At 59.6% G+C, this 17,032-nt stretch carries 16 protein-coding genes; 8 read left to right on the forward strand and 8 right to left on the reverse strand.

Going from position 1 to position 17,032, the window contains the following annotated elements:
* Positions 1-286 precede the first annotated feature (286 nt).
* The 4 genes from G5149_RS01310 to G5149_RS01325 are packed head-to-tail and all read left to right on the forward strand — an operon-like array spanning position 287 to position 5,263.
* Positions 287-1,042, forward strand: coding sequence for an acyltransferase (locus G5149_RS01310; protein ID WP_236267583.1), 756 nt, complete (start codon positions 287-289; stop codon positions 1,040-1,042).
* Complete coding sequence (locus G5149_RS01315; RefSeq protein ID WP_337072155.1) at positions 1,039-2,238, forward strand: glycosyltransferase; 1,200 nt, start codon at positions 1,039-1,041, stop codon at positions 2,236-2,238. The genes G5149_RS01310 and G5149_RS01315 overlap by 4 nt, the downstream gene beginning before the upstream one ends.
* Complete coding sequence (locus G5149_RS01320; protein ID WP_337072154.1) at positions 2,235-4,775, forward strand: hypothetical protein; 2,541 nt, start codon at positions 2,235-2,237, stop codon at positions 4,773-4,775. The genes G5149_RS01315 and G5149_RS01320 overlap by 4 nt, the downstream gene beginning before the upstream one ends.
* 11 nt (positions 4,776-4,786) lie before the next feature.
* Positions 4,787-5,263 (forward strand): hypothetical protein, encoded by a 477-nt coding sequence (locus G5149_RS01325; RefSeq protein ID WP_159159083.1) that lies wholly within the window; start codon positions 4,787-4,789, stop codon positions 5,261-5,263.
* On the opposite strand, the gene G5149_RS01330 is transcribed toward G5149_RS01325, so the two are convergent.
* Positions 5,241-5,687 (reverse strand): hypothetical protein, encoded by a 447-nt coding sequence (locus G5149_RS01330; RefSeq protein ID WP_337072153.1) that lies wholly within the window; start codon positions 5,685-5,687, stop codon positions 5,241-5,243. The genes G5149_RS01325 and G5149_RS01330 overlap by 23 nt on opposite strands.
* Entirely contained in the window at positions 5,674-6,441 is a 768-nt protein-coding gene (locus tag G5149_RS01335) for a hypothetical protein (protein ID WP_005351432.1), read from the reverse strand. The genes G5149_RS01330 and G5149_RS01335 overlap by 14 nt, the downstream gene beginning before the upstream one ends.
* A 167-nt stretch (positions 6,442-6,608) precedes the next feature.
* Here G5149_RS01335 and G5149_RS01340 point away from each other — a divergent pair, with 167 nt between their 5' ends.
* Entirely contained in the window at positions 6,609-7,454 is an 846-nt protein-coding gene (locus G5149_RS01340; RefSeq protein ID WP_337072152.1) for a DUF1194 domain-containing protein, read from the forward strand.
* A gap of 218 nt (positions 7,455-7,672) precedes the next feature.
* On the opposite strand, the gene G5149_RS01345 is transcribed toward G5149_RS01340, so the two are convergent.
* The 3 genes from G5149_RS01345 to G5149_RS01355 all read right to left on the reverse strand — a co-directional run bounded on the left by G5149_RS01345 (position 7,673) and on the right by G5149_RS01355 (position 11,017).
* A complete protein-coding gene (locus G5149_RS01345) occupies positions 7,673-8,410 on the reverse strand; it encodes an HNH endonuclease signature motif containing protein (protein WP_321537276.1) in 738 nt (245 codons plus the stop codon).
* 14 nt (positions 8,411-8,424) lie between these two features.
* Complete coding sequence (locus G5149_RS01350) at positions 8,425-9,057, reverse strand: HNH endonuclease (protein ID WP_421211243.1); 633 nt, start codon at positions 9,055-9,057, stop codon at positions 8,425-8,427.
* A gap of 544 nt (positions 9,058-9,601) precedes the next feature.
* Positions 9,602-11,017, reverse strand: a complete 1,416-nt coding sequence (locus tag G5149_RS01355; RefSeq protein ID WP_227340669.1) for a GumC family protein — start codon at positions 11,015-11,017, stop codon at positions 9,602-9,604.
* 241 nt (positions 11,018-11,258) lie between these two features.
* Here G5149_RS01355 and G5149_RS01360 point away from each other — a divergent pair, with 241 nt between their 5' ends.
* From G5149_RS01360 to G5149_RS01370, 3 genes are read left to right on the forward strand one after another with little or no spacing between them, the layout of a single operon-like run.
* On the forward strand, positions 11,259-12,314 hold the full coding sequence (locus tag G5149_RS01360; RefSeq protein ID WP_337072151.1) for a glycosyltransferase: 1,056 nt from the start codon (positions 11,259-11,261) through the stop codon (positions 12,312-12,314).
* Positions 12,315-12,345: 31 nt separating this feature from the next.
* Positions 12,346-13,539 carry a glycosyltransferase family 2 protein gene (locus G5149_RS01365; RefSeq protein WP_421211245.1) on the forward strand — a complete coding sequence of 398 codons (1,194 nt, stop codon included), beginning with the start codon at positions 12,346-12,348 and terminating at the stop codon, positions 13,537-13,539.
* Positions 13,536-14,171 carry a sugar transferase gene (locus tag G5149_RS01370; RefSeq protein ID WP_019445314.1) on the forward strand — a complete coding sequence of 212 codons (636 nt, stop codon included), beginning with the start codon at positions 13,536-13,538 and terminating at the stop codon, positions 14,169-14,171. The genes G5149_RS01365 and G5149_RS01370 overlap by 4 nt, the downstream gene beginning before the upstream one ends.
* 11 nt (positions 14,172-14,182) lie before the next feature.
* Here G5149_RS01370 and G5149_RS01375 read toward each other — a convergent pair whose 3' ends face one another.
* The 3 genes from G5149_RS01375 to G5149_RS01385 all read right to left on the reverse strand — a co-directional run bounded on the left by G5149_RS01375 (position 14,183) and on the right by G5149_RS01385 (position 17,032).
* Positions 14,183-14,368 (reverse strand): hypothetical protein, encoded by a 186-nt coding sequence (locus G5149_RS01375; RefSeq protein ID WP_227340671.1) that lies wholly within the window; start codon positions 14,366-14,368, stop codon positions 14,183-14,185.
* A 91-nt stretch (positions 14,369-14,459) separates the two neighbouring features.
* Positions 14,460-15,461: a glycosyltransferase family 4 protein gene (locus tag G5149_RS01380; RefSeq protein WP_337072149.1), complete on the reverse strand. Its 1,002-nt coding sequence runs from the start codon at positions 15,459-15,461 to the stop codon at positions 14,460-14,462.
* Between the two features lie 80 nt (positions 15,462-15,541).
* On the reverse strand, positions 15,542-17,032 hold the full coding sequence (locus tag G5149_RS01385) for a SpoIIE family protein phosphatase (protein WP_227340673.1): 1,491 nt from the start codon (positions 17,030-17,032) through the stop codon (positions 15,542-15,544).

Here is a 17,032-nt window from a genome sequence, read left to right on the forward strand (position 1 = left end):
CACCCGAAGCATCCTGCTCTGGGTCAGCTACCGCTAATGCAAAGCCCACGCCACTCACTCCCGCCCTGAAGCGATTGCTCCTCTGCGCGGCTTAACCGTCCAGAACAGGCCCAGAATGAGACTGGCATTTGCGTTTTGCACAACGCCGGCTGCAAATTGCACCGACCGGCGCAATCTGACTCTACTCTTAGCCCCATTTGGCCCGATCTAGCTGGGGCCGTCCTGTTGGCCCGATCCCTGCTTTCTGCTTAGCGAGCAACGGACTGCACCAGAGGGAGAGGTCGCCATGAACACCATCAACCTGCACCGGATGAAAAGCTGGGCCAAACAGGGAGAGACGCCACTGGCTCGCCAGGTATGGCGACTGGCCAAAAGTGCCCGCCACTGGTCATTCCCCGTGATCCCTCCCCTGCATCGGCTGCTTTATCGGCTCTATTTGCTGATCAGCAACGCGCTGGCGACCCTGACCCGCACCCTCTGGTGGACCCCCTTGTTTCAATCTCGCCTGACGGCCCCCGCCCCGCGCCTCTATCTCTATGGCGGCATCCCCTATATCAGCGGTCCGGTCACCATCGAGATTGGTGCCGACTGCCGCCTCAGCGCCGCCATGACCATCAGCGGCCGGGCATCGAGCCAGACACCAAGGCTGGTGATTGGCCGCAATGTCGGGATTGGCTGGCAAACCACCCTGGCGGTAGGCAGCAAGATAGTGCTGGGGGATAACGTCCGGATTGCAGGGCGTGCCTTTCTGGCGGGCTACCCGGGGCACCCGGTCAACGCCCGCGATCGCGCCCGGGGCCTGCCGGATCGCGATGAACAGGTGGGGGCCATTGTGCTGGAGCAGGATGTCTGGCTTGGCACCGGGGTGATGGTGATGGCCGGCGTCACCATAGGCGCCGGCACCATTGTCGCCGCAGGCAGCGTCGTCACCCGGGATCTGCCCGCTGGCGTGCTGGCGGCAGGGGTACCGGCCACCGTACTGCGCACCTTGCAGCCACAGGATCACAGCGACCCCGCACACGCTTCGGAGACCTTTGCATGAAACCACACTCACTGCCGCAACTGGTGGTATTGGGAGAGGATTGGGGCCAGCACCCCTCCAGCACCCAGCACCTGATCAAGCGTCTGTTGCCCGATTATCAAGTGCTCTGGGTCAACTCCATCGGCATGCGTTGCCCCCGCTTTACCCTTCATGATCTCACCCGCATCGTCCGCAAACTGGGGGCCATGCTGCGTGGCGCGCACCATGCTGGTGGCCAGTCGGTTGCGCCATCAGAGGTCAGCAGCCCCCGGGTTCTGCCGCCGCTCGCCTTGCCACTGCCGGGCAGTCGGCTGGCGGGCAAGATCAATGGCCACTGGCTGGCGGCGCAGATCCGGCGCCAGTTGCCCGAGTTGGATCGCCCCTTGCTCTGGATCTCCCTGCCCAGCGCCGTCGATCTGATTGGCAAGCTCGAAGAGCGGGCGGTGATCTACTACTGCGGCGATGACTTCTCGGCGCTGGCGGGGGTGGATCATCAAGCCATTGCCCACTGCGAAGCCCGACTGGTGGAAAAAGCCGATCTCATTCTGGCCGCCAGCCCCGCGTTGGCCAGCCGCTTTCCCCCCCATAAAACCCGGCTCCTCAGCCACGGTGTGGATCTCGAGCTGTTTATGCCCCCCAGAGAGCGTCCGGCAGATCTCCCCTCCGGCCGCCCCATTGCCGGATTTTACGGCAGCCTGAGCGACTGGATTGATATCCCCCTGCTGGCAGAGACGGCCGCCGCCCTGCCCCACTGGGATCTGGTGCTGATTGGCTCGGTCCAGACCGATATCTCCCCCCTCAAGGGGCTCCCCAATATCCATCTGCTGGGGCCCCGTCCCCATCACACGCTGGCGGCCTATGCCCAGCACTGGCAGGTGAGTTTGCTGCCCTTTGTCGACAACGCCCAGATCCGTGCCTGCAATCCGTTGAAATTGCGTGAGTATCTGGCCGCAGGGCGCCCCATCGTCAGCACCGATTTTCCGGCGCTCGATGGCTATCGGGATCAGATCCAGCTCCCCCGCAGTGGGGAGAGCCTGGCCCAGGCCATCAATCGGGCCGCCTTTGATCAACCCAATCCGGGCTGGTTTCAGGAGAGTGGCTGGGAGGGGCTCACCCGCAGCGAAGGGCGCTACACTCGGCAGCAGCAGGTGGCCCTGCAAAGCTGGGATCACAAGGCTGCCGAGCTGAACAACTGGTTGAAGGGGCTAGCCGGATGAGCAAAAGGCTCTGGCTGGTTATCCTGCTCTGCGCCAATGCAGCGATGGGCGCTACCCGGCTGGAGGGGCAGACCCCGCTGCCCCTGACAGGTAACCAGACCCCCCAGCGGCTCGATCTGAGCACCCACAACTGGCCAATAGGCAGCGATGATGAACTGGTGATCGAGGGCCATAACCCCAGCGCCCGCCCGCAAACCCTGATCCTGCGTATCGACGATGAGGCCTCGGTCAACTACCGCAGCCGGGTCAATCTGGAGCGGATTGTCGCCCCCGGCCCCTTCACCCAGCGCTTTGCCTTGAGTGAGTGGCGCACCAGCCAGCCCAGAGCGCTGGCGCTGGACAAACTCACCAAGCTCTATCTCTTTATGGCCGATAACGCCCCCTCAATGACCATTCACCGCTGGTACTGGGAGCCCGGTCTGACTCTGCCTGCGGGCACCATTGCGCTGGATCTGGGGGCGGCGGCTGCGCCCCGCTTTACCGGCTTTGAGCCCCTGAGCCCGGGGGATCCCCGGCTGATTGGCCACCCCACCGCCATCTTGCGCCCCTCCGGCGATGCCCTGGTGCGCGATGGGCTGCGCAATCTGGATGGCGTACGGTTGGAGGTCGCCAAGGGGCGCTACCAGCTCACCCTCTGGCTCGATGACCCCGGCGAGTGGGAGTATCTGCCCCACCCCTTCGAGCGCAGCGTTCTGGTCAATGGCGAGCCCATCTGGGCCGAGCAGTGGCAACCGCAGGAGTGGCTAACGCAGCGCTATCTGGCGGGACAATCCCGCGAGGCACTGCCAAACCCGGATCCCTGGCAGCTGTTCGGGGCACGACAGGGCGGCCCCGTTCATGTCACCCTGAACCACCCAGGCGGCCCGCTCACTATCACACTGGTAGGTCACTCACCGGATGCCAAGTACCTGGCGGGACTGCTGCTTGCCCCCTATCCGGCCCCCACCAGCAAAGAGGCGCTCCCGAATAGTGGGAAAGATCACGCTGTATTGGCCGACGCTACCGCAATCGTGCTGACCAAGCAGCGCCAGCTGTTTTTGGAGAAGTGGACTCTGGCCCCCTATTCCCCAACCCCAGCCCCTGCTTCGCAGCAACTGAGCCTCACGCCGATTACAGATGCCGCCCCAACCCTGCAGATCGCCCCGCTATCTGCGGCCGATGCGTTGCAGCAGGCTTCACAACCGGTGCTGGCGGCCCGTGGCAGCCAGCTGTTGCTGGAGTTTGCCATACACGCCGCCACCGACGATCCGGCCCCCTTGCTGGTGATCCAGCCCCCCGAACAGGCAGGATCACCGCTGGCGCTGATCCCCTATTACGGCAAGTGGCATCTGGTTCGCCCGCAGGCGAGCGGCACCCTGTTGGCCCCCTCGGATCAGGAGCTGGTCGAGGGGATCGCCGGGCTCACCCTACTGGCAGGCGTACCTCGGCGTCTGGTGCTGCAGATCACCGTCCCTCGCGATGCGCCTGCCGGTCACTATCTCGGCAATATTCAGCTGCTCAGCCAACAGCAACTGGTGCAGCTGCCACTGACTATCGAGGTGCTGCCGTTGACCCTGCCCGCGGCCAGCAAGCCGGTCGGCATCTATGTCGAAGCGCCCCCCTATCTCAACTGGCTGAGCCCCAACCCCGAGGCGCTAAAAGAGCAGATCGCCACGGCCAGTCGCTGCGATCTGGCGCGGCTCGCCAAGCTGGGGATCAGCGGCCTCTCGCCCGCCCTGCCACAAGATGAAGCAGGGATGCGGGAGATCATGGGAGAAGCGGCCGGGCTCGGCTTTGTGCCCCCCCTGCTGGCCTATACCCCGCTCAAACGCTGGGGGGGCGACCCTGCCAGCCAGCTTGATCAGTGGCAAGCGCGGCAACAGGGGCTGACCGCCAGCGGCTTGCCCCCGCTTGCATGGAGCCTCTTTGATGAGCCCGATCTTGCCACCCTGCCCGCCATCACCACCTTGGCGCGGGAGATGAAACGGCGGGATCCGGCGGTGATCCGCGCAGGCCACTTCAACCACCCGGGTCAGGTTGGTCTGCTCGCAGAGGTGGAGATTGCCCTGATCAACGCAGGCTTTGGCGCCGACAAGGCCGATGTGGCGCGGGTGCGCCAGCACAAGGTCACCCCCTGGTTTTACAATCTGGGCACCCCGAGAGCCGCCGGGTTCTATCTGTGGCAGAGCGGCGCCGAGGGCTATTTGCAGTGGCATGGCCGCATGCCCACCGCCCTGCCCTATGACCCCACCGATGGGCGGGAGAGCGACTTTATGCTGCTCGGCCCGCAAGCCTGCGAGGCGCACCGACTCTCTCACGATCTGTTGCTGTTGCAGCAAGCCATCGAGGATCTGCGCTGGCTCGCCTGGCTGGAGCAGGAGGCCCGCTATCAAGTGGAAGCCGCCCTGCTGCTGGAGCGTCTGCGGGATCAACTGCCGACCCGCTGGCAGGTGGCAGAGCAACTGCCCTCTGCCGCCTGGATCCAGTGGCGCCGCGAGATTGAACAACTGGCCAAGGGATTGAAAACATTGCAAACTGGTGCCAACTCATCCTCCTGAAGTGACTGCGTATGGCCAACCAGATTCCCCGCTCCACCGCAAAAGACAGCGCCCTGCGCCGCCTGTTGCCCCTGATGCTGCCGCTGCTGATCCTCACCGGTTGCGCCCGTCAGGAGCCGGTCAATGAGACCCTGCCGATCCTCAACCAGCTGCGGGAACAACAGCTGGCCGAACAACCCCAACTGCAACTGCAGTACCAGCAAGCGGAGACACAACTGCCAGCGGATCAGGAGCAGCAGTTGCATCAGTTTTTAGGACGCAAGGATCCGGCCCGGATTGCGCTGGTAAGCGGCCCCGGGCTGCAAACTGACATGCTGGAGAGTGCGCGGATGGCGAGCGTGCGACTGACCGCCCTCACCCGTTTGCTGGGAGCTCGCGCCATTGAGCTGGAGCCCCACTATGACCCCATGCTGGCCCCCAATACCTTGCTGATCCGCATTCTGCCAAGCGGTGAATCGGGGGCTGTCACCCCATCGGCGGCGCAATAAGGCCGAGGCAAGAGGTTGGCAAAGCCACCCGATAGAGGGGATAAGGGGTCAGCCCCCACAATTTGCGCCAACCCTGGGTCAGACGGTACGAGAGCAGCGGCGGACTCTGGTGCAGCTCGCCTAAAAACATCACCCCCTGACTCATCCCTTCACCCGCCAGCGTCACTGACATCGCCTCACTATCCGGCGCCACCAGCATGGCCTGCAACAGGCCGTCACAGCGGGGATGGGCCAGCTGATAGCTGACATAGGTGCCGCCCAATACCGGCGTAGCCACCCGCAAGCGCCATCCCAACTGGACCAGCTCCATCAGCATGGGCTTGGCCCCCTCGTTAACTGCCCGGTTCTGATAACGCCAACCCATGGCGGCAGCACTGAGCAGCGCCACCAGCAACAGCAACAGATATCCCCTAGATAGATGCATCACGGCGTCCCCGGATAAAGAGGATGGTCATCACCAGCAACATGATGGCCCACTGGTAGAGCTGGGCCAGCGAGCCGGTATGCAGCCAACCATACCAGCGCAGATCCAGGCTCATCAGCACCAGCCGCAGCTGATTGGCCCCGATATAGAGCAGGCAAACCAGCAGCAACATGGGCCACTGCCGGTAGAGTGGGCGCTCCGGTGCCAACCAGCAGCAGGAGACCAGCCAGGAGAGCACCACCAGATAGAGTTGAGAAAACGAGGAGCACCCCTTGAGCACAATCAGCGCATGGCCCCCCAACCGCTCGATGCGATTGCCATCAAGGCGAGTCTCCCAGCCCAGCAGTTGCAACCACTGGCCCACCCCCCAGGCATCGAGCGCCAGCACAGGGCCGGAGAGCAGGGCAAACACCTGCTGCCCCCACAACACCGCCACGGTAAAGGCGAGCACAATCTGCAACACCGCCCGCTCATCGCCACTCTGATGACGGCGCCATAGCGAGGCCACCAGCAACAGACAAGCCAGCGCCTTGCAACTGGCGCTGGGGATCAGGATCAGCAGGATAAAGAGGGCGAGCGCTAGTGGATGCGGACGCCAGCTCGGTGCAACCCGCGATGCAATTTGCCACCAGATAGCAATCAGCAACACCACCAGCAGGTTGAAGTGGCCCATATTGAGCCACACCATGCCCCACTGATTGGCCAAACCAAGTAGCAGCCAGTTGGGTGCCCACTGCCAGGGACGGATCTCCATCGCAACTCCTGCCGGTTATCAGCGCTTTTGACCGCTGACGCAAGTTCTCGCAAGTTCCATGCCTGCCCGGCCTCACCCGGACCAAACCAAATCAGAGGATGCAACAAAGCTGGCACGCTTTATTCATTCCCCCTGCTGGCACTAGCGCCAGGGAGAAGGAGTGAGCAATGAAACTCAAACCGTTGGCAGGGCTGCTGGGGATGTTGTTGGTAACCTCCCCCGCATACGCCTTGACCGAAGTCGATACCGAACTGCAACTGCTGATGGATGTGTCGGGCAGCGTCAGTTCATCGGAATTCAATTTGCAGTTACAGGGGTATGTGGACGCCTTTTACAGCCAGGAGGTACAGAGCGCCATCCTCGATACCAGCGGCGGCAAGCTGGGATCCATTGCCGTACAGATGATCATGTGGAGCGGAGCAACCCAACAATCGGTGATGACCGACTGGTTCCACCTTTATGACATGACCTCCATCAACAACTTCGCCGCCACCCTGGATGCCCTGGTACGCCCCTATGCGGGGATGACGGCCCCCGGTTCGGCGATGGCCTTTGGTGCCCAGCAGTTTGATATCAACGACTACACAGCCGCCCGCCAGGTGATGGATGTGTCGGGTGACGGCATCCAGAACGCAGGTCTGGATACCTCCACTGTGCGGGATCAACTGCTTGCCTCCGGCATCGATACCATTAACGGCATAACCATCGGACAGGACTATCCCGATGGGGTACTGCAGGATTGGTATCTCAACAACATCGCCGGTGGTCAGGATGCGTTTGTGATCAACGCCACTACCTTTGCTGACTTTGGCAATGCGCTGGAGCTCAAACTGGCGGCCGAAATTGAGGGGGGCATTATTCCGGAAGGTGCACTGGCCGCCCCCATCGAGGAGATCCCGCTGGCAGCCCAGCTACTGCTCGGTATGCCGCTACTGCTGGCCTGGCGCTATCAACGCCGAACTCAGGGCCGTCCGCAGCAAACCAACTGGCAACAAACGCCTGCCATCGGCTGATTTATCACCCCGTGTGTTGCGATTAGGGAGCTATGGCTCCCTGATTTTTTTGCTGGTGCTATAACCTGACATATCCAAATGACTGATGATTTTCAAACTAGTCACTAACTCTCGTTTGATAAGCAGCAACGAATTATGTACAGACTCTAAAAATTTTTACCATATGTCGCTAGACAGTACTGAAAACCCCATGCGCTATCATCCTCTTGAAACTCTTGCTATCCGAAATGTTTTTCTCGATGACAATTTGGACAAAGTGCAATCACATTATCCAAGGTGTCTTCCCCACCAACCGATAATGGAATAACATGATGAACTTCCAAATATGGCGAGTTATCTTTCTTTCGAACAAATGGAGCTGATTTTTCACATCCTTCACAACAACCTTTAGCCCTAATTAAAGCTTCAGCTACAACATCTGGATTTCTTTTATAAACCGATATAGCAACTGTTACTTTTTGAGGGTGTTTCTCTGCATTTTCAAGCCGCTTCCTACGCTCACTAGGACTAACAGCCAGAGCACGTGCCACCTCATCGTTGAAGTTTTCATTAAACTCTTGGATTGAGGTAGATGCATAGTCTTCTATAGCCTTTAAAAAAAGATCAAGAGATAGATCATCCCCTTTATTCATCCATGCATTTACTTTTTCGTTTTTATACGTATCTATTGCATTTGGAGAAGGGAAGTTATTTAGCCTAAACAAGGGTGATGTGTTACCTGTTGTTATGCCGATTTCACAACTTACGTCATCAGAAAGCTGCTTCAAATAGAATTTCTTTGCTCTATTTTTTTCTCCTGCCAAAGCGAACCTCTCTTCAAGCACTGGGTGAAAAAATTTCAATTCTTTATCACGTTTATTCTGAAAATGTGGCTGTTGTTCCCTTTCAAATACAAACCCGACTCTTTCCATTCGCTTACGCAATTCTGAATAAATAATCTCTCTATCATTTCCCATAAACTATCTCTATTTCAACTATTACTGTGCTTGACCTTGAGGTCTTCAATGGCAAATGGCGGACGGCGCTTGTGTAACATGCGATGGCAATTAGCGCATACAGGCCGTAAATCTTCCACCGGATCTATGAGGTACTCCTTGCCAATGTCAGCAAGCTGGCGAAGGTGGTGAACCTCTATATAACCACGCCCAATATCTCCATATGCAGACTCAAAGTTGAAATTACATATTTCACAACTGTAACCATAGTACTCTAGACATGCTTGTCTCGCATGTGGGCTTCTGTCATATGTTTTTGCTGTCACTGTTTTAGATTTCCCCTCTGCATATTTTATGATCGAGGATGGCGATTCTGGTGCGAACCCAAAACATTGGCTTCCTTGAATTTCAGCAAATATTTCACTCGCAATTGAGTCTGGTACTGTCAGACCTCCAGCCTCAGGAGTCCACTTAAAACTAGGGAATTTATCCTGAAGAACTGATAAGGATATAATTGGCTCTTCGGATAGGGCTTTGAAAAGCAAATCAGTACGAAGAGCCATTTTCCCCTGGATGGCTTTTTCTTTATCCCAATGTGGTAATAGGTAAGGGGTAGACGATACATACCCACACCCAATTATTCCTTTTGGTTCTACCCCGAGCTTCATGAGAAAAAAACATCCCCAGTTACGATCTTTTTTGTGTTTCCACAACTCCAATGTATATCATAAGGCTTACCATTATTCACCCGGTATATAGCATCGCTCTGATCTACCCAACGCCAGCGCTTCGGATTCCATGTATAAAGATATGAATTCATAAATTTTTCATCCATAATTAGAGTTAGCCAGAAGGTAACATTACTATTTTTTAGTAAAACCTTTATTCAGGCCCGTATCATTCTACATAAATACCATTAACAAATATTTTTAGAATGATTACATAAACAACCAGCTGAAATTCATTGGTGGCCTAATCATCAACGTCTTTCGTGGGCTCATCTTTTACCTCTGTGTAAAATAACAGTCAATAAACGGAATTGGATATCTCTACCAAAGCTAATCTTTGTCAACACATCTGAACAGTGCTTGACGTAAATCATATCAAATGCTGTAGCTGACCAAGAAGATGACAAAGTCTTATAAAAAAGCCTCATCATGAGGCCTTTTCAGAAATATTCAAGTTCCGGCTGATAGCCAGCTTTTGTGGCAATCACCCCGGCTCTGGTGACATGGGCAACACCTGCCCATCGAGCGCCTGATCACTATGGGATGGATAGTCCGGCATCGGCTCGCAGTAGGGAATACGGCTTAGTACCGGTGCCTTGACCAGGGCGGCCAGTTGATCGGAGCGGCGCAGGCTGGCATCCGCCAGTTCGGCCACCAGCGCCAGACCGCAGCCCAGCCCCAGCCCGCCAACAATGCCCGCCAGCAGAAACAGCCAGAGCGGGTAGTTGCTCGGCTTGCTGGGGGCAAAGGGTTTGTCGATCACCTTGATCCGCTCCCCCTGCTCGAAGTTGCCCAGATCGCCGGTCACCTTGGCCTTCTCGTAGCGCAGCAGCAAATCCTGATAGAGGGTGCGTTTAACCGCCAGATCCCGCTCCAGCTCGGCGAGCTGGCGCTCGGTATCTCCCTGGGAGTCGACCACCTTGTCCAGCCCATCCAGCTGGCTCTTCAGGCCGGCGGCGTTTTGCTCCGCCTCCGTCAGCTGCGTCTGGGCCAACTGCCACTCGGGCCCGCGGGCCATATCCGGTTGAGATTTGAGCTGCTCAAACTCCTGCTGCAACTGGTCAATCTGATAGCGCAGGCTCTGAACCTTGCTGTGCTCGTCGCTGTAGCGGGCCCGCAGCAACACCAGCTCGGTGCGCATCAGTTGCAGCTTCTCATCCAGTTGGCGGGCCAGCTGGCTCTCCTGCCCCAGCGATAGCTGATCGACCCGTGCCTTGGCCTGCTGCAGGGTGATCAGGCTCTCGGCATAACGCTCCTGCAAGCCATAGAGACGGGCGACGTTGGTACTCTGCTGCTGGGGCAAGGCGCTGGCATGCTCCCGTTTAAAATCGGCGAGCAGCTGCTCGGCCTCTTGCAGTTCGCTGCGGCGGCTGTCGAGCTGGCTTTGCAGGAAACGTTCGGACGATTCCGCCGACTGGCGCCCCTTGCTGAGCAGGTTGAAGAAAAAGCGCCGCGAAATGGCTTCGAGCAAACCGGCGCTGTTGGCCGCCGAATCCGCTTTGACCTTTATCTCGATCACCTCATCGCCGATCAACCGCAGCGAGACGGCACTCGAGAGCCAGTCCATGATGGCATCGCGCTGGGCTGGCGGGGTCTCGTCATTGACCAGACCGCGGTCCCGCGCTACCCCGTCCAGCACATAGCGGCTGCGCAGCAGGGCTTCGAGCACCGCAAAGCGATCCTTGAGACTCTCCTGAGTGATCAGATCCTTGAGGGTCGGGGTCTGGTTGGCATCTTGCGGCACCATAAAGGTGGTGCGGCTCTCATACTCCTTGGGGGTGAGCAGACCGACCGTCACGCCCACCAGCGGCATCACCAGTACCGGGATCACCAGCAGATAGCGACGGCGCCAGGCGGCAAAGAGAATGATGTAGAGGTTGTAATAGAACTGAACAGGCATGGCATCACTCCCTGAGAAAAGCCCTCCCCCCGCTCGATGCAAGGGCAGTGCCACCAGAGGTGCTGATCGCCTCTGTGGGCAGATCGCAAGAGTGGTACAAGATTCGCATTCTCCCGCTATCCGGGGTGTCACCCCTTCCCTTGCCGGAGCGCGAACCATGTTGTCATCAACCCCGTCGCACAGACCCCATCCCCGCAGGGGCGCCTGCGCCCAGCCCGTCTTACAACCTGTCGTGCAAATCGTGCAGCACCTGCAGCCCGGCGGGCTGGAGACCATGGTGCTCAACCTCACTCAGGCAAGCCCGGCCGAGCAACCGGTGCATATCATCTCCCTCGAAGGGCACAAAGGGGATGTGCTAAGGGCATGGCCCGCCCTGTATCCCTTCGCGGGCAATATTCACTGTCTGGAAAAGCCCGCGGGCTGGTCGCTGGCGACCCTCTGGCGGCTCACCCGACTGCTGCGCCAACTCAAGCCAGCCGCGGTACATACCCACCATCTTGGGCCCATGCTCTATGGCGGCCTCGCCAGTCGGCTGGCCCGGGTGCCCACCCTGATCCACACAGAGCACGATGCCTGGTATCTCGATGATCCCCATCAGCGCACGCTGGCCCTGTGGGGGCTGCGCGCCTTCAAACCCATTCTGGTGGCCGATGCCACGCCGGTGGCCAACCAGCTGCTGGTCAAGCTGGGCCAGCTGTCGCCAACCGTGATCCCCAACGGCATCGATGAACAGCGTTTTGCCCCGGGCGCCGCCGCCCTCGCCCGTCAGGAGATGGGGCTGCCACAAGGGGTCAAGTTGATTGGCTGCGCCGCCCGCCTTGAGTCGGTCAAGGGTCACACCTTGCTGCTGGAGGCGATCCGCGCCCTGCCGGAGGAGGTGCATCTTGCGTTGGCAGGGGTCGGCAGTTTGCAAAATGCGTTGCAACAACAGTGTCAGCAGCTGGGGATCGCCCATCGGGTCCATTTTCTGGGGCTGGTCGAAAACATGCCGCGCTTCTATCAGGGGCTGGATATCTTCTGCCTCCCCTCGCTGGCAGAGGGGATGCCGCTCTGCGTGCTGGAAGCACAGGCGTGCGGGGTACCGGTGGTGATGAGCGATGTGGGGGCGGCCAGAGAGATCGTCTGCCAGGCCAGCGGCCATATCCTGTCGGAGCGGGATCCCGGCCGCCTTGCCCAGCTTCTGGCACAAGGGTTGCTGCAGTGCCATAGCCTGCGTGCCGTCACCCGTGAGTTTGTGTGCCAGCAAAGCAGCTTGAGCCGGATGGCTCAGGCCTATCAGCAGCTTTACAGCCGCTGATCAAGCGACCCGATGACCAGAGGAGCATCCCATGGAATGGATCATGATCGTGTTCTGGCTGTGCGCTGTACTGGTGGTCTACCACCATGTCGGCTATCCCCTGCTACTCAAATTCGGTGGTCGGCAGGCGCGCAAGGTAGCCAATCCACCCCGCCCTCTGGATCGAGGGTTCAAAACAGACGCCACCGATGAAGCGCTGCCGACCATCACCCTGTTGATGCCGGTCTACAACGAGGCGGCGACCATCGCGGCCAAGCTGCAAAACCTCGCCAGCCTCGATTACCCCGCCGACAAGCTGTGGGTGCATGTGCATTTCGACGGTTGCAGCGACAACAGCTACCCCATTGCGCTAAGCCAGCTCGGAGATCCCGCCCTGCAGCAGTTGCAGATCAGGCTGTTTGATCACCCCCGCAATCGCGGCAAGGTCGCCGTGCTCAACGAGGCCATGACACGGGTGCACAGCGATCTGGTAGCCCTCACCGATGTCTCGGCCCTGCTGCCCATCGACAGCCTGCTGCTGGCGGTCGCCCATTTTGCCGATCCCAAGGTAGGGGTGGTCGGGGAGGCATACCGGTTCTGGCAACCGGGCTCCCAGGGCGAGGAGAGCTACTGGCAGTATCAAAGCCAGATCAAGCTCTGCGAATCGGCCCTTGGCGGCATGCTGGGTGCCCACGGTGCCTTTTATATGATGCGCCGGGAGTGCCTCACCCCGCTGGCCGCCGATACCATCAACGACGATTTCATCCTGCCGATGCAGGCCATCGCCAAGGGGTATCGGGCTGTCTATGACAATCGCTGCGCCGCACTGGAGCTGGAAGTTTCCGATGCCGCGCTGGAGGCGACACGACGCAAGCGGATCGGGGCTGGCAACACCCAGCAGCTGCTGCGGTTGCTGCCCCTGCTGCACCCCAAGTTCGGCTGGGTTGCCTTCAACTTTGCCAGTGGCAAGGGGCTGCGGGTGTTGATGCCGCTCTGCCTGACCCTGCTTTGGCTCTGCGCCATCCCGCTGGCCACCCAATCCCTGCTGTTTCAACTGCTGCTGGGGCTGCAACTGCTGGGGTATCTGCTGGTCATCTTGATCCAGCTGACCCCTGTGCACCCCTGGCCCAATCTGTTTCGCAAAATCCACTATCTGGTACTCGGACACTGGTACAACGGCATGGGCACCCTGCGCTACTGCCTGCGCGCCCCCATACGTTTCATGTCACAGGAGAAAGCCGTATGACACACCCCATTCCAAGATTGACCCTGGTGGTCAAACGCAGCATGGATCTGCTCGGTGCCACTTTTGGCCTGCTGCTGACGCTGCCACTGTGGCCGCTGATCATGCTGGCCATCCGGCTCGATAGCCCGGGGCCGGTGTTCTTTCGTCAGCTGCGGATCGGGCGCAGCCACGCCACCCATACCGAGCTCTTTTTCATGATCAAGTTTCGCACCATGCGCGCCGACGCCGAGGCGGCCACCGGGCCGGTCTGGTGTGGCAAGGGGGACAGCCGGATCACCCGCAGCGGCGACTTCCTGCGCAAAACCCGGCTCGATGAGCTGCCGCAGTTTATCAATGTGCTCAAGGGGGAGATGTCGCTGATCGGCCCCCGCCCGGAGCGACCCGGTATCGCCAATCGGCTGGAAGATGCGGTGCCGTACTTTATCGAACGCACCTATGAAGTGGCCCCCGGCATTACCGGTCTGGCGCAGGTCAATCAGGGTTACGACGAGTCGCTGGATGATGTGCGCAGCAAGCTCGCGTTCGATCTGGCCTACTCGGTTGCTCTGCTCCACCCCTGGCGCTGGCTGGTGCAGGATGTGCATATCATCGGCAAGACGATCGCCATCATGGTCGGCAAGAAGGGGCGCTAATCCCGCCAATCTCAGCCACATCTCAACCCCATCAGGCCATTGCCACTGCAATGGCCTTTTTTTATGGCGCATCCTTGTTGCAAATCAATGGTGATCACAGAGAAGTCAGCGATCTGATCGCCATCATCTTGCCCCATCCATCCAAAGGCCTGATGCCAGATTAACCAACCGCAGGAACCCAAGCGTTGCGTGATCACAGAAGCAATCCGCCCCCTGCTTCCCATAACACCGGCACATAAAAAACGAGTGGCCAGCAGCCACTCGTTTTGGCGGGTTTCGCTTTGTGATTCAGACGCCGTAGACAGCCAGAATATCGGTCACCCTGTTGTTGACGCTGTACCCGCGGGCGATGGTGTTGCGCGCCGCCTGACTCATTTTGCTGCGCGCTATCTCATCGCTGCGCAGCCAGTAGTTGACCAGCTCCGCCATGTCCCGCACATGGCCGGGCTCCACCAGCCAGCCATTGGATTTATGGTCGATCAGGTTGACCAGGCCCCCCACCGCAAAGGTACAGACCGGTATGCCGTGGGCCATCGCCTCCAGGGCCACCAGCGGCAACCCTTCAAAGCGGGAAGTGATGCAGAGCAGGTCGATGTTGTGCCACTCATTGGCCATGTTCTGGAAACCATGAAGCTGGACGCGATCACCGTACTGCTGCCATAGAGCCCTTTTCATGGGGCCATCCCCGTAGAGATGAAACGCGCCCTCCGAGCAGAAGGCGGCCAGCTGGCAGAATGCCTCCGGCCCCTTTTCCGGCGAGAGGCGGCCGACAAAGGCAATCCGGTTGCCAGTTACCGCTGCCGGCGTCGCAGGCATGGGGACAAAGTTGCTGATCACCGTGCTTGGCACAGGCAATTTGCGAGCGATGGGCTCGCTCACTGCAATACACTTCGCAAAACGCGCTGTGGTACGATCCAGCCAGCTGTAAAACTTCAGCACCCCCTCCCCGTCATCCCCGCTGTGAAAAGTCGAGACCACCGATTTACCGGTGAACCAGGCTGTCAGCCGCCCCAGCACCCCGGCCTTGTAGCCGTGGGTATGGATCAGCACAGAAGCAGGCTGGCGAGCCAGACGGCGCATAAAGTCGCGGCTGTTGTGGCACACCTCATAGGGCAAACCCTGCTGTTTGAGCAGGGTCGTAAAGGGGGTCATGCCGTGGTTGCTCACCAGCACTATGGTGGGGCGAAATCCCCTGGCCAGCAGATCGTTGGCCAAGTGGATAATGTGAACTTCTATTCCACCGACCTGACGCGCATCGATGGCCAGCCAGATCTGCTGCATGGGTAACATAGGCACCTCCTCCCGTGGCTCCATGCCACCTGAAATGAGGCGTTGCATAGAGCGGGCCAGTCAGGCAAAGAGGGGCTGGATCAGGCGCCGGGACAGGCGACCAGCAGGAGGGTCATGTCATCGAGGGCGGCATCATTGATGCGCTCATCAAACCAGCGGGCAATGCGATGAGCCAGTTGCTCAAGACCGGGCCCCGAAGTCAGGCAGATCTCCTTGAGCTGAGCCTCCCAGCACTGGCGCTCTGCGGCATCACGGCTATCGAGCAGGCCGTCGGTCCAGAACAGCAGGATCTCGCCGGGCTTGAGCTGACGCTCATTGGTCACGAAGTGGGGATCCGGGCGCAAACCGGGCAAGGGGCCGGTCACGCCGACCTGACGGATGGTGCCGGGCCCGATCAACCAGGGCGCAGGGTGGCCCGCGCTGGCCCACTGCACCCGCCCCTCGTTGCCGAGCTCAATACAGAGGGTGGTGAGCAGGGTAGCCCCGAGGAGCGGATCACTGTGAACCGCATTGGACAAGATGGTCAGCAAACGGGCGGGGGCGCGCTCCAGATCGTGCGCCGTCAGCAAGCCGCGCAGATAACCGGCATAGGCATGGGCAAAAAACTTGGCTTCCGCGTCGTGGCCCATCACATCCCCGAGCCACAGCACCCGATCCTTGACCAGCAGAAAGTCCCCGCCCCCCACGGTGGCCGCGCGGGTTTGCAAAGCCAGCTGGTATCCCCCAATGGAGGTGGAGGGCAATAACGGGCGCAGCGCCGAGGTCATGCGCTGATCCAGCTGCTCGCCCCATTGCGACTTGAGCTGCTCCGATCGTTGTAGCACCCGCGAAACCGCCAGCAACAGGTCCTGCTTGGTGATGGGTTTGACCAGAAAGTCATCGATCCCCAGCGCCCCCGCCCGACTCTGGGTCCACTGATCCTGATGACCGGTCAGGAAGATAAAGGGCACCCCCTTCATCTTGGGATCCTTCATCAACTGCTGGCGCAGCCCAAAGCCATCGATCCCCTCCATCTCGATATCGGAGAGCACCAGCGCGGGGGGCTGCTTTCCAAGCGCCAGCAGGGCGGCATGGGAGTCGGCATAACTTTCAACCCGGTAGTGCTCATGGAGATAGGCGGTGAGCAGGGCACGCATCACCTTGTCATCGTCGATCACCGCGAGCACCGGCAGCTGGTTGACCGGGCCCTGCTGGCGAAGAGTCACGCGATTGCGCTCACCGTCGCGAGAGAAGTGCACCTCGGCAAACAGCTGGTGCACCAGCGCCAGCCCGTATCCCCCCTCCTGCAGTTCATCGGGTAACGGCGCACTGGCAAGACTGGGTTGCGGGCCGCCATCATCCTCCAGTATCAAACTCAAGCCCGTTTCATCTTCTTTCAGAGTGAGCCAGAGCCGGGTCGCGGGAGGAGCTGTGTGCTTGACGCTATTGGTGGCCAGCTCACTGAAACAGAGCAGCCAGTTGGCTTGATCCTTTGGGGAGACCTGAAACAGGGAGAGTCCCTGTGCCAGCCGGTTGCGCAGTTCGCGCACCGCCTGCAGGGTTGCCGGAGCAGATCGCAACCAGTCATCCAT

The sequence above is a fragment of the Aeromonas sp. 600479 genome (assembly GCF_049175515.1).
Lineage (GTDB): Bacteria > Pseudomonadota > Gammaproteobacteria > Enterobacterales > Aeromonadaceae > Aeromonas > Aeromonas veronii_A.

Coding starts and splice junctions, on each gene's coding strand:
- G5149_RS01310 (WP_236267583.1), top strand. CDS start 287: ATGAACACCATCAACCTGCACCGGATGAAAAGCTGGGCCAAACAGGGA.
- G5149_RS01315 (WP_337072155.1), top strand. CDS start 1,039: ATGAAACCACACTCACTGCCGCAACTGGTGGTATTGGGAGAGGATTGG.
- G5149_RS01320 (WP_337072154.1), top strand. CDS start 2,235: ATGAGCAAAAGGCTCTGGCTGGTTATCCTGCTCTGCGCCAATGCAGCG.
- G5149_RS01325 (WP_159159083.1), top strand. CDS start 4,787: ATGGCCAACCAGATTCCCCGCTCCACCGCAAAAGACAGCGCCCTGCGC.
- G5149_RS01330 (WP_337072153.1), bottom strand. CDS start 5,687: ATGCATCTATCTAGGGGATATCTGTTGCTGTTGCTGGTGGCGCTGCTC.
- G5149_RS01335 (WP_005351432.1), bottom strand. CDS start 6,441: ATGGAGATCCGTCCCTGGCAGTGGGCACCCAACTGGCTGCTACTTGGT.
- G5149_RS01340 (WP_337072152.1), top strand. CDS start 6,609: ATGAAACTCAAACCGTTGGCAGGGCTGCTGGGGATGTTGTTGGTAACC.
- G5149_RS01345 (WP_321537276.1), bottom strand. CDS start 8,410: ATGGGAAATGATAGAGAGATTATTTATTCAGAATTGCGTAAGCGAATG.
- G5149_RS01350 (WP_421211243.1), bottom strand. CDS start 9,057: ATGAAGCTCGGGGTAGAACCAAAAGGAATAATTGGGTGTGGGTATGTA.
- G5149_RS01355 (WP_227340669.1), bottom strand. CDS start 11,017: ATGCCTGTTCAGTTCTATTACAACCTCTACATCATTCTCTTTGCCGCC.
- G5149_RS01365 (WP_421211245.1), top strand. CDS start 12,346: ATGGAATGGATCATGATCGTGTTCTGGCTGTGCGCTGTACTGGTGGTC.
- G5149_RS01370 (WP_019445314.1), top strand. CDS start 13,536: ATGACACACCCCATTCCAAGATTGACCCTGGTGGTCAAACGCAGCATG.
- G5149_RS01380 (WP_337072149.1), bottom strand. CDS start 15,461: ATGTTACCCATGCAGCAGATCTGGCTGGCCATCGATGCGCGTCAGGTC.
- G5149_RS01385 (WP_227340673.1), bottom strand. CDS start 17,032: ATGGATGACTGGTTGCGATCTGCTCCGGCAACCCTGCAGGCGGTGCGC.